This is a genomic window from Veillonella atypica, assembly GCF_041431435.1.
Classification (GTDB): Bacteria; Bacillota; Negativicutes; order Veillonellales; family Veillonellaceae; genus Veillonella; species Veillonella atypica.
On record NZ_JAPVXV010000005.1, the window covers coordinates 222,804 to 237,690 of the forward strand.

The 14,887-nt window shown below is 39.9% G+C and carries 12 protein-coding genes; 6 read left to right on the top strand and 6 right to left on the bottom strand.

Going from position 1 to position 14,887, the window contains the following annotated elements; all coding sequences use genetic code 11:
* The first annotated feature begins 370 nt into the window (after nt 1–370).
* Nucleotides 371–1,996 (top strand): S-layer homology domain-containing protein, encoded by a 1,626-nt coding sequence (locus O3598_RS07980; RefSeq protein WP_227040985.1) that lies wholly within the window; start codon nt 371–373, stop codon nt 1,994–1,996.
* Between the two features lie 104 nt (nt 1,997–2,100).
* Nucleotides 2,101–3,420, top strand: coding sequence for an S-layer homology domain-containing protein (locus O3598_RS07985; protein WP_038124678.1), 1,320 nt, complete (start codon nt 2,101–2,103; stop codon nt 3,418–3,420).
* Nucleotides 3,421–3,627: 207 nt separating this feature from the next.
* On the opposite strand, the gene O3598_RS07990 is transcribed toward O3598_RS07985, so the two are convergent.
* A complete protein-coding gene (locus O3598_RS07990) occupies nt 3,628–4,455 on the bottom strand; it encodes a polysaccharide deacetylase family protein (protein WP_005375770.1) in 828 nt (275 codons plus the stop codon).
* A gap of 10 nt (nt 4,456–4,465) precedes the next feature.
* Entirely contained in the window at nt 4,466–6,550 is a 2,085-nt protein-coding gene (locus O3598_RS07995; protein WP_156718358.1) for an OPT family oligopeptide transporter, read from the bottom strand.
* A 279-nt stretch (nt 6,551–6,829) separates the two neighbouring features.
* Between O3598_RS07995 and O3598_RS08000 the strand changes: the two genes are divergently transcribed.
* The gene (locus tag O3598_RS08000; RefSeq protein ID WP_371452322.1) at nt 6,830–8,185 is read left to right on the top strand and encodes a class II fumarate hydratase; all 1,356 of its coding nucleotides are present in this window, start codon (nt 6,830–6,832) and stop codon (nt 8,183–8,185) included.
* Between the two features lie 135 nt (nt 8,186–8,320).
* On the opposite strand, the gene O3598_RS08005 is transcribed toward O3598_RS08000, so the two are convergent.
* From O3598_RS08005 to O3598_RS08015, 3 genes are all read right to left on the bottom strand, one after another.
* Nucleotides 8,321–9,502, bottom strand: coding sequence for a metallophosphoesterase (locus tag O3598_RS08005; protein WP_156931744.1), 1,182 nt, complete (start codon nt 9,500–9,502; stop codon nt 8,321–8,323).
* Between the two features lie 69 nt (nt 9,503–9,571).
* On the bottom strand, nt 9,572–10,672 hold the full coding sequence (mutY, locus tag O3598_RS08010) for an A/G-specific adenine glycosylase (RefSeq protein WP_371452323.1): 1,101 nt from the start codon (nt 10,670–10,672) through the stop codon (nt 9,572–9,574).
* A 52-nt stretch (nt 10,673–10,724) separates the two neighbouring features.
* Nucleotides 10,725–11,246, bottom strand: coding sequence for an 8-oxo-dGTP diphosphatase (locus O3598_RS08015; RefSeq protein ID WP_371452324.1), 522 nt, complete (start codon nt 11,244–11,246; stop codon nt 10,725–10,727).
* 109 nt (nt 11,247–11,355) lie between these two features.
* On the opposite strand from O3598_RS08015, the gene O3598_RS08020 reads away from it, so the two are divergent.
* The 3 genes from O3598_RS08020 (at nt 11,356) to O3598_RS08030 (ending at nt 13,288) form a co-directional block, all read left to right on the top strand.
* Nucleotides 11,356–12,126 carry a DUF4931 domain-containing protein gene (locus O3598_RS08020; protein WP_005384501.1) on the top strand — a complete coding sequence of 257 codons (771 nt, stop codon included), beginning with the start codon at nt 11,356–11,358 and terminating at the stop codon, nt 12,124–12,126.
* A 51-nt stretch (nt 12,127–12,177) separates the two neighbouring features.
* Nucleotides 12,178–12,987: a metallophosphoesterase gene (locus O3598_RS08025; protein WP_371452325.1), complete on the top strand. Its 810-nt coding sequence runs from the start codon at nt 12,178–12,180 to the stop codon at nt 12,985–12,987.
* A 70-nt stretch (nt 12,988–13,057) separates the two neighbouring features.
* Nucleotides 13,058–13,288 carry a hypothetical protein gene (locus O3598_RS08030; protein WP_005378024.1) on the top strand — a complete coding sequence of 77 codons (231 nt, stop codon included), beginning with the start codon at nt 13,058–13,060 and terminating at the stop codon, nt 13,286–13,288.
* A gap of 113 nt (nt 13,289–13,401) precedes the next feature.
* On the opposite strand, the gene O3598_RS08035 is transcribed toward O3598_RS08030, so the two are convergent.
* Nucleotides 13,402–14,400, bottom strand: a complete 999-nt coding sequence (locus O3598_RS08035; RefSeq protein WP_156931747.1) for a hypothetical protein — start codon at nt 14,398–14,400, stop codon at nt 13,402–13,404.
* Nucleotides 14,401–14,887 lie beyond the last annotated feature (487 nt).

Consider the following 14,887-nt stretch of genomic DNA (forward strand, 5'->3'; position numbering starts at 1 on the left):
GAACATTTCGATATAATTATAAATAAGGGCACCATAAATGTCCAAGCAATTGCTATATTCGTATTTAGGGTTGTATAAATCATATCCTTATGACTAAAAGTAATAATCAAAATTGATTTTTATCACACTCACGTACTGCTTTATAAATTTTTTCTATAACTCCCGTGTTTTCTTTATTTGCAAATGTTTATCAAGTAGATATTTTTTAGTCCCAAAATTGCACCATTCTCATTTGCTATAATGAAAATGTAACTTTCACCATTATTCATCTAATTTTTATCCTTATATATTACATTTTCTTATAGTAGTGGTTATTTCATAAAAGTGCTATAATTTATGTATATAAACGTAATTTGAAAGGAGCTTTCTCATGAAACTCAATAAATTGTCCTTATCTCTAGCGATTACATTGGCGCTAGGATCTACATTCGGCATGGCTCATGCAGAAACTACAACAACTACGAAAACACCAGTTGTAACGAATGCAAAAGCATCTGCACATACTACAACTGCTGCAAAAACAACTGCTAAGACAACACATGCAAAAACAACTGCTGCGAAAACTACACCAGCAGCGACAGCTAAATCTACTACAACTACAGATAAAACTACAACAACTGCAAAAGCAACACAAAAATCTGAGGCTCCTGCAAAGGCTAAAGAAACATTGCCAGCTGGCGTATACCCAGATACAAAAGATAACTGGGCTCGCGATGCCATCCAAGCAATGACAGAGGCTGGCTACTTATCCGGCTATGCAGATAACACATTCCGCCCTGGTAAAAGCATTACTCGTGAACAAGCAGCAGCCATTTACGGCAAAGTGTTGCAACACAATATGAACGAGCAAGAACTTGCTGACTTAGTAACAAAAGAAAACGGCGTTTCCTATTCCGATGTTGAAAGCGACCGTTGGTCCAATACAGCTATTAAATTAGTTGGTGCTGCTGGCGTTATGGAAGGTACAACAAAATCTACATTTGCCCCTGCTAAAGCGATGGACCGTGAAGAATTCGTTGCTTCCGCAGCTAATTTAGTAAAGAAAATAAAACCTGATGCACCTGTAAAATCTGAAAAGGTTACATTCAAAGACAGTGCTAGCATTTCCAAAGCATATGTAGCGGATATCGAATACATGGCACAACGCGGCTATGTAGCATCCGGTGCAACAACTGCTTTCAACCCAACACAACCTGTAACACGCGCACAAGCGGCAACAATCTTAAACCGCATCTTAAACGGTGAAACAGCCCCTACTACTAGCAAGGCTACCGCTATTAAAGAAGATGCAAAGCAAGACGCTGAAAAGGTTGAAAACAAAACTAAAACCGTTGAAAAAGAAGTCGCTAAAGACGTAAAAGCGGATGCTAAGAAAGTAGATACTGCTGCAAAGGCAGATGCAAAAAAAGCTGATGCTGCTGTGAAATCTGATGCTAAAAAAGTTGATGCTGATGCGAAAAAGGTAGAAAAAGAAGCTAAGGCTAAAAAATCTGACAAGGTTTCTGAGTCTAAAGCAGAACAATCTCCACGCATCGTTCGACCTGTACGTCGCAGCACATTAAAACCACTCGATCAAAAACAACAAGAAACATTGGAAAACAATGTATTCACTCAACTCAACAAAACATATAAAACACCAGAAGCATTCCAAGACTATGGTGTTATGTACTGGAGAGACAATCAATTGCATGTAGCTTTGAAATCTAATTCCGATTTGGATACAATTAAAGCTAATTTGGCAAGCCAAGGCAATGCTACTATCAACAACTATGTAGTAGTTGAACCATCTCAATACAGCCAAACTGAATACGATGTTATCGAATCTAATTTCCGTAACTACTACAGCAAAAACGAAAAAGGTGGCAATATTATCGCCGTATTCCCAGACGTTGAAAACAATCAATTATACGCTGTAGTTAGCACTGCAAGCAAAGAAACACAACAAGGTATTTCCAAGGTATTTGGTTCCAAAGTTAAAATGACTGTAAAACGCTAATAGCGACAAAACTCCGATATACTTTAGTCCTTAAGGGGACTTCAAAAACAGCGTTATCTAACGCTGTTTTTGATATATTTACCACATGATTAAGAAGGATATGTATGCAACAGGTATCAACACACACATTACGGGCTCTCATCCTGTCCGCTTTACTTACTACTTCCGGTATGGCATTTGCCGCTACACCGGCACAAACACCAAGCGCTACTCCAGCGCAACATACTGTAACAACAACGGCAACAGTTCAAGATACAACAGCTACTGAACAAAACAAAACTGCTGTACCTGCTAATACCGTTGTTAATCAACAACTTCGCTCCGGTGTTGTTACGTCTCCAAAGGATATCCAAGATGTGCGACCATACATCTTCTCCGATGTACCAAGTGATTTTTGGGCTTCTAAATCAATTAGTGCCGTAGCAAAGGCTAAATTGATGAAAGGCTATGCGGATGGCACATTCCGTCCTAATCAACCAATGACACGCGAAGAAGTGGCCTCCCTATTCAACAACATTACCGATGATGGCCAAGCAGCGTTCATCTCTAGTCACTTTAAAGATATTACATCCGACCGTTGGTCTGCCCTCGCTATTGAATCAGTAGCGCGCAAGAATATCATCTCTGGCTATGGCGACACTACATATAAACCTGAAAAATATATGTCCCGCCAAGAATTTGCTGTGGTAGCAGATAACTACCTACATTATCTAGGCTATACAACAGATGATCCTACTGTACTCGATCAAGTAGCGTATGGGGACCAAAAATTCGTAGCCCCTTGGGCACAAGATGCAGTCCGTGAATTAGCATACTTAGGATTTACCAACTATGCACCAGGCACGATGTTTAACCCAGAAAAATACGTAACCCGTGCAGAGGCGGCTGAAATTTCCTACCGTATGACACAAACACCACAAGCATTGGCATTCCACAATGCGCTCTACCGTCAACAAGTGGAACAAAAAACATCCAATGTCATCAGCCACGCCCTTCACTATGGTCAAGACTTCACACAATTTAGAAACGATGGTGCTCTCTTCTGGAAGGAAGGTAAATTGCACGTTTCTGTAGTGGACAAAAAACACTTCGATACAGTTCATACAGCACTAGCTGACGCTCACGATCCACAACTCGATAATGCATTAATTGTAAGCCAAGGCAAATTGACACAAGCCCAATTAGAAGACCTCCAATCCGATGCATTGGCACTTTATCAAAACAAAGAACCTCAAGGTAAAATCATTAGTATTTTACCAACAGATGATGCATCTGTATTAGTTATTACGGCTGATTCTGTACAACCTGGAACAGTAAAGGCATTTAAAAAGAAATTTGGTAAGAAGGTAATTGTTCAAACACCGCCTGAGGAAATTCCGACTACGACAATCCAATTCCCATTACCATTAAAACCAACAAAATAATCAATTAGGCAGCCCTTCGGGGCTGTCTTTTTTGTCCTATCCCCCTATTCTTCATACAGGATAATACGCACAAAAGCCCCTCCGCACATAGCGGAGGGGCTTTTTAGTAAGTATTAAGTTCTATACCACATAAAACAGTCTGTGTACCCTTTTTGGTGCTACGCACCTTGCATTGTTTAACAATACAGACACATATAGTTAGTTTTGTTATTTGGTCACATCATTTTGACGGTCGCGCAAATTGCCAACTGGTACATATACGGTACCAGCACTATGGATTGTATCCACATCTTGTTGAAGAATCATCACTACCGAATAATCTTCAGTTGTGTAGAATTCAGATGGCATTTTGTCGAATGTAGCATTCGCACCAACGGCATCCTTCACTTGTTGATTATTATTGATAGCATTAACGAGTTCCTTCTTATTCAAACCACCAAGATCATACAAGGATAATTGACGACCTGTTGTAGTATTGAATGTAAAGCCTTTTACATAATTTACACCATTTGCATCGCCATCACGCATTGTATAGGTGTGAATCAAAACGCTAAAGATACCATTTTTATCCGTTTTTACATCATAGTACATGATGACATTCGTTTTATTGGATTCTTTTTCGTTCAATTTTTGAGTGTCATTTTGAACCTTGGACACGTATTTCTTAATCGTTGTATTAATGGCTTTTTCAACGATAGGGCTAACAGATTTAACCTCTGGGAATACGAGATTCAAATGATCTGTAGTCGCATCTACAGGAGATACGCCTACCTCTTTACGATCCATATAACGATCTGCATTTGGCGCTACCACTTCGATAGTACCACGATCAGTTTTATTCGCTACGGAACGTAATTTTTTGTTTTGCTCTGGCGTAGCCGTGCTAGAGAGACGATATGTCACATCGTGACGATTATTTTGTGCTACTACAGCACCAGTATCCTTTGTTACAGGAATCGTTTCACTAGCGGCTGCCATAGATGTGAGTGGCAATGCGGCAGCCATCATGATGAGAACAGTCTGTTTTAATTTCATGGTTAACCTCTTACTTTGCTTGTTCTTGCTCTGCTTTCATAGCGAGAGCTTCTGCTTTATCAAATTTGTGAGTTACAACACGACGAACTAGATAGAGTGCAGCGAAGATGAAAGCAAGTAGACCTAACCAACCAGCTGTACTTTCAAATTCAGGACCAACTAATTCAAGTGGAGATTCACCACCACCAGTTGTAACTGACAATACAATAATAACAGCTATAATTACACCAATCAAGCTTTCACCAACAATCAAACCAGACGCAAAGAGAACGCCACGACGATTAGATTGTTCTACATCGTATTCAGCCAATTCACCAGCACGCATTTTAGCGCGAGCGATGAGATAACGACCTACGAAATAGCTCAAGAAAGAACCGATAATAAGAGGTACTTCCAATGTTGGAGGCAAGTAGATACCCATACCAACAGCCAATGGAGGCAATGTTAAGGAAGCAGTTGTGCTCTTAAGAATCAAGTTAACAATGATTGCTACTACGCCAACACCAACGCCGATCAAGATGTAATTCCAATCCATACTAGCATTGAAAATACCTTGAGCAATTGTAGTCATCAATGTTGCTTGTGGAGCAGATAATGCAGCATTTGGATCCATTTCAGCACGAGGCAACGCACCTGTGAAACCATATGCTTGGTATAACAAGTTAAGAACTGGAGCAATCGCAATAGCACCGGCTACGGAACCAAGTAACAATGCAATTTGTTGACGCCAAGGTGTAGCACCAACGAGTTGACCAGTTTTCAAGTCTTGCAAGTTATCGTTAGAGATAGATGCAATAGCAATAACTACGGATGTCATGAAGATAGCCATAGCTGTAGCGAATTGAACGCCTGCTTCGGTAGCAAATAAATTATTTTCAGAAGCGATGAAGTATACCACTAGAGAAGAAATAATAGTCGCCAAGATACCAATACCGGAGATTGGAGATGCAGATGTACCAATAAGACCTGCCATGTAACCACAAGCTGCTGCTACGAAGAAGCCGATTAATAAAGCTACTACAACGCCTACAACAACAAGAGTCCACATCAAGCCTGCACTAATAGGTACAGCGGATACGAAATCCCAGAACGTAATAACCAAACCAATAAGGATGATGGCAAATACGATCAATACAGATTTTGTACTCATATCTGTATCCATGCGATGCGTTTCGCGTTCAGCAGCGCTGCTATTCATGGATTTAACGGAAATTTTCATACCTTCGATGATAGGTTTAATCAAGGTAATCAATGTCCAAATCGCTGCGATACCGATAGCACCAGCACCAATAAAGCGAACTTTAGATTTCCAGATACCCATAGCAAATTTTGCAGTTGCACCACCATCTGGAGCAAATACATTAGTCAAGTAAGGCACAAAGCCAGCCCACGCGATGAGAACACCAACGAGGATAGCGATACCAGATGCGATACCGATAAGGTAACCAGCACCTAACAACGCTGTGGAGAATCCCAATGGAATTTGAGTAATCCCTTTGCTACCTACTGGAAGCCAGAAGCTCATGCTATCGCCAAGAACTTTGAAGCCGTTAGCACAAAGGCTGATGATACCAGCTACAGCACCACCGGAAACGATGTCTGCCATACCGGAACCAGATTTAGCAACTTCACCACCATTATGAGATCCGACCTTCAAGATTTCGGCTGCTGCACGGCCTTCTGGATATGGTAGGTCACTGTTCACTACCATGGCACGGCGCAATGGAATGGTGAATAACACACCGAGGGAACCACCGCATGCGCAAATCAAGAATGTTTGCCAGAATGGGAACCCTTGCCAATAACCAAGCATTAAAAGACCTGGCAAGATAAAAATAATTGCAGATAAGGTACCAGCTGCAGATGCTTGCGTTTGTACCATGTTGTTTTCAAGAACGTTAGAATCCTTGAAGAAACGTAAAATTGCCATTGAGATAATGGCTGCCGGGATGGATGACGAGAATGTCAAACCGACCTTCAAACCTAAGTATACGTTAGATGCCGTAAATATTAGAGTGATCAATGCACCTAATAACATCCCACGCAACGTAAGTTCCGGCAAGTGAAGGTCATGGCTCATAAAATCATGTTTCATAAGTACTTACCTCCTCTTATAAATTAAATAAAACTAACTATAAGCTATATTCATTTTATCGTGTTAAAGCGATGTTGACAATAAATATAACCATATATGTGCTATGTATACACAAATTTATAGATATAAATCAAATATGTATAAAGGTAATAGCCATGCACGCATTATATCTAATTGGTATTTATTATCATTTTCTATTATATTTTTTCGTTTTTCTGTATATAATAGAGAGGAACCGACGATAAGGTCGGCATGTCTTTTAAGGAGGTTGTAAACATTATGGAAACAAGAATTGAATATGATTCAATGGGACCAGTCGAAGTCGACGCTAGACGAATTTACGGACCTCAAACGCAACGCTCGTTCAATAACTTTAAGATCGGTGACCATCGCATTCCTATTGAACAAATTAAAGCGCTTGCGCTTGTCAAAAAAGCATGTGCTTTAACCAATGCAAAATGTGGCGCAGTAACTGAGGAAAAAGCGAAACTCATTGCTCAAGTAGTAGATGAAATCGTAGATGGCAAATGGGATGATGAATTTCCATTGACCGTATTCCAAACAGGTTCTGGCACACAAACAAACATGAATGTGAACGAAGTTATCGCTCACCGGGCTAAACAGTTAGATGAAGCTAATCCACTTCATCCTAACGACGATGTAAACCGCGGCCAAAGTACAAATGATACATTCCCAACAGCAATGCATATCTGCGGGTACTTTGAAATTACAAAACGCGTAATTCCTGCATTGGACGGCCTTATTGTATCCTTTGAAAAATTGCAAGAAAAAGGCAAAGGCTTGCAAAAGGTTGGTCGTACTCACCTACAAGATGCTACTTTCATCATGGTAGATCAAGAAATTAGCGCCTTTGTGGATGGTCTAAAAACTGCCAAAATGATGCTCCTTCAAAACGCTGATTATCTACTCGACGTTGCCCTTGGCGGTACTGCCGTTGGTACAGGTGTAAACACACCTAAGGGATATCTAGACGTTATGGAAACCGTATTGCCAGAGGTAACAGGCGCTCCATTCCGCGTTAAGAATAATAAATTCCAAGGTCTATCCTTGAAAGATGCGTTCATGATGGCTCACGGCGCACTTAACACATTGGCTACTACATTGTTTAAGATTGCGAACGATGTTCGTTTCTTAGGATCCGGCCCTCGCTGTGGCTATGGCGAATGGCATCTACCTGAAAATGAACCGGGCTCCTCCATCATGCCAGGTAAGGTTAACCCTACCCAATGCGAAGCTCTTGCTATGGTATGTGCCCAAGTATTCGGCATCAATACAACAATGACACTTTGTGCAGGCAGCGGTGCGTTCCAATTGAATGTGTACATGCCTATCATGATCTATGATTTTGTTGAAAGCTGTCGCCTCCTTGCAGATGCGATGAATTCCTTCACAACACACTGCATCGACGGTGTAGAATTCGTACCTGAAAAACTTAAATTCTTCGTAGAACAATCCCTTATGATTGCTACCTCTTTAACACCATACATCGGCTACGATAAGAGTGCTAAGGTCGTAAAAGAAGCGTACAAACGCGGTTGCTCTATCAAAGAAATCATCTTGGAAGAAAAACTCATGACCGAAGACGAATTTGCCGAAGCAGTTCGCATGAAATAAACCTCTCACATCTCTTTGACATATCTATAACATCCTCTCATACCTCAAATGAACGGAATATAAAAGGACGCTATAGTTCTAAATTCTTCAGTATATACTACTGAAGATTAGACTATAGCGTCCTTTTTTTGTTTACTAAGCTACTCCATCAAAGAATGTAATAACCGTAATTTCTCTCGGACAGTTAATACGAATAGGGAACCAGTGTCCAGATCCGTTGTTTACGTAGCATACGCTATTTTTCTCTGTATAGCGACCTTTTACATATGGTGTACCAATCGGTACCCAAGGCATGCCAAAGAGGATAATTTGTCCACCATGAGTATGGCCGGACAAGGTTAATGGCACATTGCGTTCGATGGCTTCATCAAAGAATTCTGGATGGTGGGCCAACAGAATAACAAAGGCATTATTAGGGATACCGGACAAGGCCTTATCAATCATGGCTTCGCGATTTTCTTTGCGACGTTCATTATCATAGGATACGCCAGCAATATAGACCGGTTGTTTGCCACCCATGATTTGGATGTTGTCATTAATCAATACGTTTAATGGCGTTTTTGTTTTAATATCATCAACGATTTTATTTACATCATGATGGAATTCATGATTGCCAAGGATATAGTCTACGCCATCAGGAATTTGTTTTGCAAATACCTTTAAGCGATCACAGACTTCAGGTAACCATTGTATTTTGTCGATAAGGTCACCGGTAATGACTACGCGATTTGGATGTTCTAGTAGTGCTAACCGCAAGATTTCGTCAAAGTCATCTAGGTCGATGCTCGGTCCAATATGGATATCGCTGAGTTGTACAATCTTGTAATCTACAAGTCCTGGCGGTAGATTGGTATAACCAAAGCTTTCATGGGTTACAACGATTTCTCGTTGTCCTTCATAGGCAGCATAGCCAGCGCCCCCCATAGCAGCCAATGGTACAAGGGTACCTACGGTTCTAAAGAAAGCACGGCGCCCTGTCCGTTCTTCTACGGGGAGCTTATGGGAAATACGGTTCACCAGTGCATAGATCAAGGCCAATACGATAAAAACAGGTATGCACAAGAATATGGCGAATACTACGCCATAGCTTTCCGTTCTAAACAAGTTAAGCCATTCGTACCAAGGCGTGCCGTATAGGTCAACTTGGTATAAGAAATAGTATCGCACCGCACAGAACCAACCAGCTACTACCAAAATATAGCCTAGCCACGCAGGCCATAGTTTTTTCGGTTTCCATAAATAGAGGTACAATCCCCAAAAGCCTAGAAAGGCTATGGCTAGCACCACGAGAAACACAATATTTATAATTAATTGCATATACGCTCCTAACTGTATATCAAGTAATTGCTAATACATTGAAACGAAATCAGTATTCGTCTAATAAATTTATTCTACAATAGGACATAATTCTGTCAATTTACCATGAGGTCCTGCCCAAGCATAATCAGCGAATTCATTCCGTTTAATAAGCATCCAATCCTTCGGCAATTGCTTCTTAATCGCTTCGATTGGTGCCGAGCCAACTTCGTAATGTAAATCACCGCGAAAGGCCTTCATAAACCACTTACGATGAGAAAATACATGAGTTAATTCTTTCACAATAACTGGTTGTAAGGATAGACCAAAGCCCAATGCCCCTACGAGCTCAGTTAAACCAAATTCTGCCGCATCATAGGAATCTGAATTTTCTACAGATGGAAATTCCCACATGGAACGCAAAAGGCCTCGATTAGGGCGCTTATGTAGCAAATAATAATCGCCATAGCTGAGGATACCTACAAATACAGGTACATCAACAACCTTAGTTTTCTTGATGCGCACAGGCAATTGATCTGTTACATTGTGTTGGTACGCATAACACATATTGACGATAGGGCACTCACCGCAGCGTGGCGTTTTAGGGATACATACGGCTGAACCAAAATCCATCAAGGCTTGGTTAAAATCGCCCGGTCTATCGTGAGGCAATGTGTCCTCTACGATAGAGGTAATCGCCTTCTTGCCCTTTGTGCTCAAAATATCATCGAATATGCCGTACAAACGGGCATAAATCCGCAGTACATTGCCATCGACGGCCACCTCTGGCTCGCCATAGGCCATGGATAGTACAGCGCCAGCCGTATAAGAACCAACGCCTTTCAAAGATTCCATGTCTTTGCGATTGTGAGGCACCACACCGCCGTAATTGTTCACCACATCTTGCACGCCAAGGCGTAAATTACGAGCACGGCTATAATAGCCAAGGCCTTGCCAAGCATGGACCACTTCATCTTCTGTGGCCTTTGCCAAATCCTCTAGCGTTGGAAACAAACGCATCCAATTGTCATAATAAGGCTTCATCGCCTCAATGCGGGTCTGCTGGCTCATCACCTCAGATACCCACACCTTATAGGGGTCACCGCAATCACGCCACGGCAAATCCCGTTTATTCACATCATACCATGCCAATAACTGTGGTACCCACTTGGGGTTATTTATCTCTTTCATAGTTCCTCAATATAGGTATATGTGAAAGCACATCCTATACTTTCACTACACTCTATTCATTAATATATATATCGATACGAGCCAACAATTCACTTTCCATGACATTATCGACCTCTGTTAAACGCATGTCCTCCACATGACTGTTATCTGGACCAAAACGGATAGGCCCCTTTAGCAACTTGCCCTCTAATAGCATAGGAAGCCACGTACGGTCCCCTTCCCACATATGCTCATAAGGGACATCGGCGAATGTAAACCAATGCGGTTCCATCTCGTCTGATTCAATAGGTTTTACATCGGTAACATGCACAAAATATACATAGCCCACATGGGTTAGACTTTCATCATAGGGAAACTGAAAGTCAAAAAGAGCTACACATTCTAGATTAGATGCATCAACGAGTATGCCCGATTCCTCATATAGTTCGCGCACGGCACATTGGCGAAAGCTTTCACCAGCATTGATTTTACCGCCAAAGCCATTATATTTATCAGCACCAAAGCCGCGTTTTTTACGGCCCAGCAAAATTCTATGTTGTTCATCTATGGGAAATACCAAGGTTGTAGGTTTCATAAGACCTCCTATAATTTGGTAAAGATTATTAATATATTATACCATTATTTCATGTGTAATACTGTCATTTATGGTATGATTAAAGGTATGAGATGAAAGGAGGCGCACCATGAACGAACCACTTATATTTGACATTGCACTAGGGCGTACAAAGCCTGTAAATATGCGTGACGCAAGTGTGCGCTGTCCATTCTGCGACCGGTCAAAGTTAACAGATATTTTGGCACAAGATGGTCACATCATATGGCTTATGAATAAATATCCTGTTTTGCAGGACACGTGGCCTACGGTCATCGTTGAAACAGAAGGCGACCAAGGCGAATTATCTACTCTTTCCGTTGATGATGCAACACGGATCATTCAATTCGGTCTAGATAAATGGCATGAAACGATTGCCACAAAGGAATATAAATCCGTTCTATTCTTTAAAAACCACGGTCCCATGTCTGGCGGTTCCATTCGCCATCCACACAGCCAAATTATAGGCCTACGCAACTACGATTATCACGAGGACATTACGGTCAAAAACATGAATGGCTGGCTATTACACGAAGATCAGGATATCCGCATCACCTTATCCAAACACCCTATTATTGGATTCTTTGAATACAATTTGCGGTATAAACCTGATGCGCCTGTCCGCTCCATCGCCATGCGCTTACAACAGACCATACGCTATGTGTTAGATAGCTTGGCAAAATTTTCCCAATCCTATAACTATTTTTTCTATCAACTAGAAGATGGTTACGAATATATCAAGGTAATTCCTCGCTATATCACAACGCCGCTCTACGTGGGTTATAAAATTCCACAAACGTGCAATGATGAACGAGCTGCGAAAATTTTACAGAATATTACACCCTATTTTGAATTGAAATAAGAACCCTCTGCTACGAGTTCCGTAGGTTAGAGGACTCTAGTAAGGACATATATGAACATTTACGCCATTGGAGACCTTCATCTATCGGGTAATCCACCTACGAAGCCGATGAATATATTCGGTCCCCACTGGGACAATCATTGGCAACGTATAAAAGAACATTGGCTGTCCACCGTCACCGATGAAGACATTATCTTTCTCGTAGGCGACATGAGCTGGGCTTTGCGCCTCGATGAAGCACTCTACGACCTCAAGGAAATCGCCAGCCTTCCGGGCCAAAAATTTATGATTCGCGGCAACCACGATTATTGGTGGTCATCGGCAAACAAAATGAAACAAGCTATGGGCGACAGCATTACCTTTATACAAGGTCATGGTACAGCCCGCATCATCAACCTCACAACTCAGGTTAATACACTTACTGGTGAAAGCCAGCCCACCGAACATCAATGCATCTTAGCCTTTGGGGGCACCCGCGGATATATTTGTCCTGATGATGCTAGCTTTGAACCAGATACCGATCAATCTATCTATGACAGAGAAATTATGCGTACCGAAGCGGCATTACAAGAAATGGAGCACGCTATCCAAGCGTTACAAAAGGAACATGCTAAAACAGAGAATACCAGCGAACCACTACCTGTAACGCGCATTCTATTGTTACATTATCCACCATTCAATGAAAATAACGCCCCATCAGGCTTTACAGACCTTATAGAGCGCTATCATGTAGATATATGTATATTCGGCCATTTACATGACCAGAATTCATTCAAACGAATTCCTTCAACATTTGGAACCACTAAATTAGAACTTGTCTCTGCAGATTATGCAGAATTTAAAATACAAAAAATATTGTAATCAAGATTCTTATGTTACATCATATATGAAATATTGAGATTTATAAATACAATACGATATAAGGAGCATTATGAGTCGCATTCATAAAGAGCATTTACAAGCAGGCTATATCTTTGGCGATACAATCAATCAAGAATATATCTATTTGCCATCCGGCGAAGTGGGCACAGACCATCCATTGGCAGTCCTCGAAACACCTACAAAACGAGAGGACCTTACATTGGATGAAGCGGTTCATATGATTGATACATTAACATTAAAACGGTGTAGTCATCCTACATTAGGTAAAAAATCATTTTAATAGTAAAAAGGCTACAATCATGGGGCTGTAACAGGATCCGGTTTTACCGCATTCTAGTTGCAGCCCCTTAGTCATACCTATTTGGTGTACAAAAATATCAATTCTTCAATCTACTAATTATAACTACTTTCACACAACAATTTTAATTGTTGTAACGCCTCTCGATTAAACTCCTCTGACTGATAAGTTATTGACTGACCTAAAGCACGATTATATATACCTTCTGGAAGCTTTATAATCACATCATTTTTTATATCATAAAAGAACGGTTCATAATCTGTAATATGATTATTACTATATCGACTAGGATTAACCAACAAATTAGGAGCAAAAAAGTCAGGTTGTCCATTATCTGACTCTATTTCCAACAACACAACATCACCAACACTCCCAAAGTTATATAATGGACCTTTAGTCAGTTTTCGATATTCACCAGTATTTAAATCATATATTTCTCCAAATCTTTTCTTCTCAGGCATTCTAGTTAATACAAGATATGAATTGTTAATAATTCCATTATATGTCGAATATGAATCTAAAGAGATAAGATTAACAGTATTTTGAAGATTTCTTACAACATTAGAATTATCCATATAAACATATCCATATAAAGATGGTGAGAATATAAACTGATTTTTATATGAAAACTCTTGACTAACTAAGTGAAATGCAAACTTTTCTCTTTCTGATTGATATATTTTTTGGTTCATAACAACTAATATGTTATCTTTATCCAACACAATCTGATATCGTTTCGCATCATTTTCAATTATAGGTAAAGCATATAAATTCATAGCATTATTAGTAATACGTAAAATGCTCCAAGTATGATTCTTCTCTTCTAATAACAAGTATAAAGCCTCATTATTATAAGCAACATACCTTATAACTGAATCGAATTTTTTAGCAATGGAATGGAGATCAATAGTCTCATATTCATTAAAATTTCTCACATTATAAACAGTTAAAACATGAGAATCTAATCGTATTAAACTCCCTTGTAAATTCATATCAAAATTTTTTTGCTGATTATTATACAAATAATAACCAATCATCACTAAAAGAGCTACAATAAGAATAATAATTGCATAGAATTTTGAACTTTTTTTCATATAAACTCTCTACCAAGCTAAATAATAAAACTTAACAATAGCCCTATTATGCTTTGTCTAAATATCTCAATCACAACCAGATAAAACTAAAAAATACATCAACTTATTCTTAATTAAATTGTAAACTGTATATTTTATAAAAACAATATACATACAAAAATAAAAAGGTTCTATAATAAATGTTGGGGTGACACCATAGTGGTGTCACCCCAACATTTATTATAGAGCCAGATTTAGAGTATGTATTCTACTTTTGAGCAAAAAGAATGGCACCAACCATACATATGATTGGTGCCAAAGAAGACTCGTAGAGTGAATGCCCCAACATTTGACAGAGGGCTGAAAAACCGACCTCCTTAACGTTAAGCTTTCGGGTCTATCATTAAGGGGTGCGCGGTTCAAAGAGATACCTTTTTATGGTAACCCAAATAAGGACTGTATTATACTATTTAAAGAATATATCTTTAAATGCATAAGCAGAGCCTAT

Bases quoted from the DNA above. Each gene is read 5' to 3' on its own strand.
- mutY (WP_371452323.1), bottom strand. From the start codon at position 10,672: ATGAAAGAGATAAATAACCCCAAGTGGGTACCACAGTTATTGGCATGG.
- O3598_RS08005 (WP_156931744.1), bottom strand. From the start codon at position 9,502: ATGCAATTAATTATAAATATTGTGTTTCTCGTGGTGCTAGCCATAGCC.
- O3598_RS07980 (WP_227040985.1), top strand. From the start codon at position 371: ATGAAACTCAATAAATTGTCCTTATCTCTAGCGATTACATTGGCGCTA.
- O3598_RS08020 (WP_005384501.1), top strand. From the start codon at position 11,356: ATGAACGAACCACTTATATTTGACATTGCACTAGGGCGTACAAAGCCT.
- O3598_RS08030 (WP_005378024.1), top strand. From the start codon at position 13,058: ATGAGTCGCATTCATAAAGAGCATTTACAAGCAGGCTATATCTTTGGC.
- O3598_RS07995 (WP_156718358.1), bottom strand. From the start codon at position 6,550: ATGAAACATGATTTTATGAGCCATGACCTTCACTTGCCGGAACTTACG.
- O3598_RS08035 (WP_156931747.1), bottom strand. From the start codon at position 14,400: ATGAAAAAAAGTTCAAAATTCTATGCAATTATTATTCTTATTGTAGCT.
- O3598_RS08015 (WP_371452324.1), bottom strand. From the start codon at position 11,246: ATGAAACCTACAACCTTGGTATTTCCCATAGATGAACAACATAGAATT.
- O3598_RS07990 (WP_005375770.1), bottom strand. From the start codon at position 4,455: ATGAAATTAAAACAGACTGTTCTCATCATGATGGCTGCCGCATTGCCA.
- O3598_RS07985 (WP_038124678.1), top strand. From the start codon at position 2,101: ATGCAACAGGTATCAACACACACATTACGGGCTCTCATCCTGTCCGCT.
- O3598_RS08000 (WP_371452322.1), top strand. From the start codon at position 6,830: ATGGAAACAAGAATTGAATATGATTCAATGGGACCAGTCGAAGTCGAC.
- O3598_RS08025 (WP_371452325.1), top strand. From the start codon at position 12,178: ATGAACATTTACGCCATTGGAGACCTTCATCTATCGGGTAATCCACCT.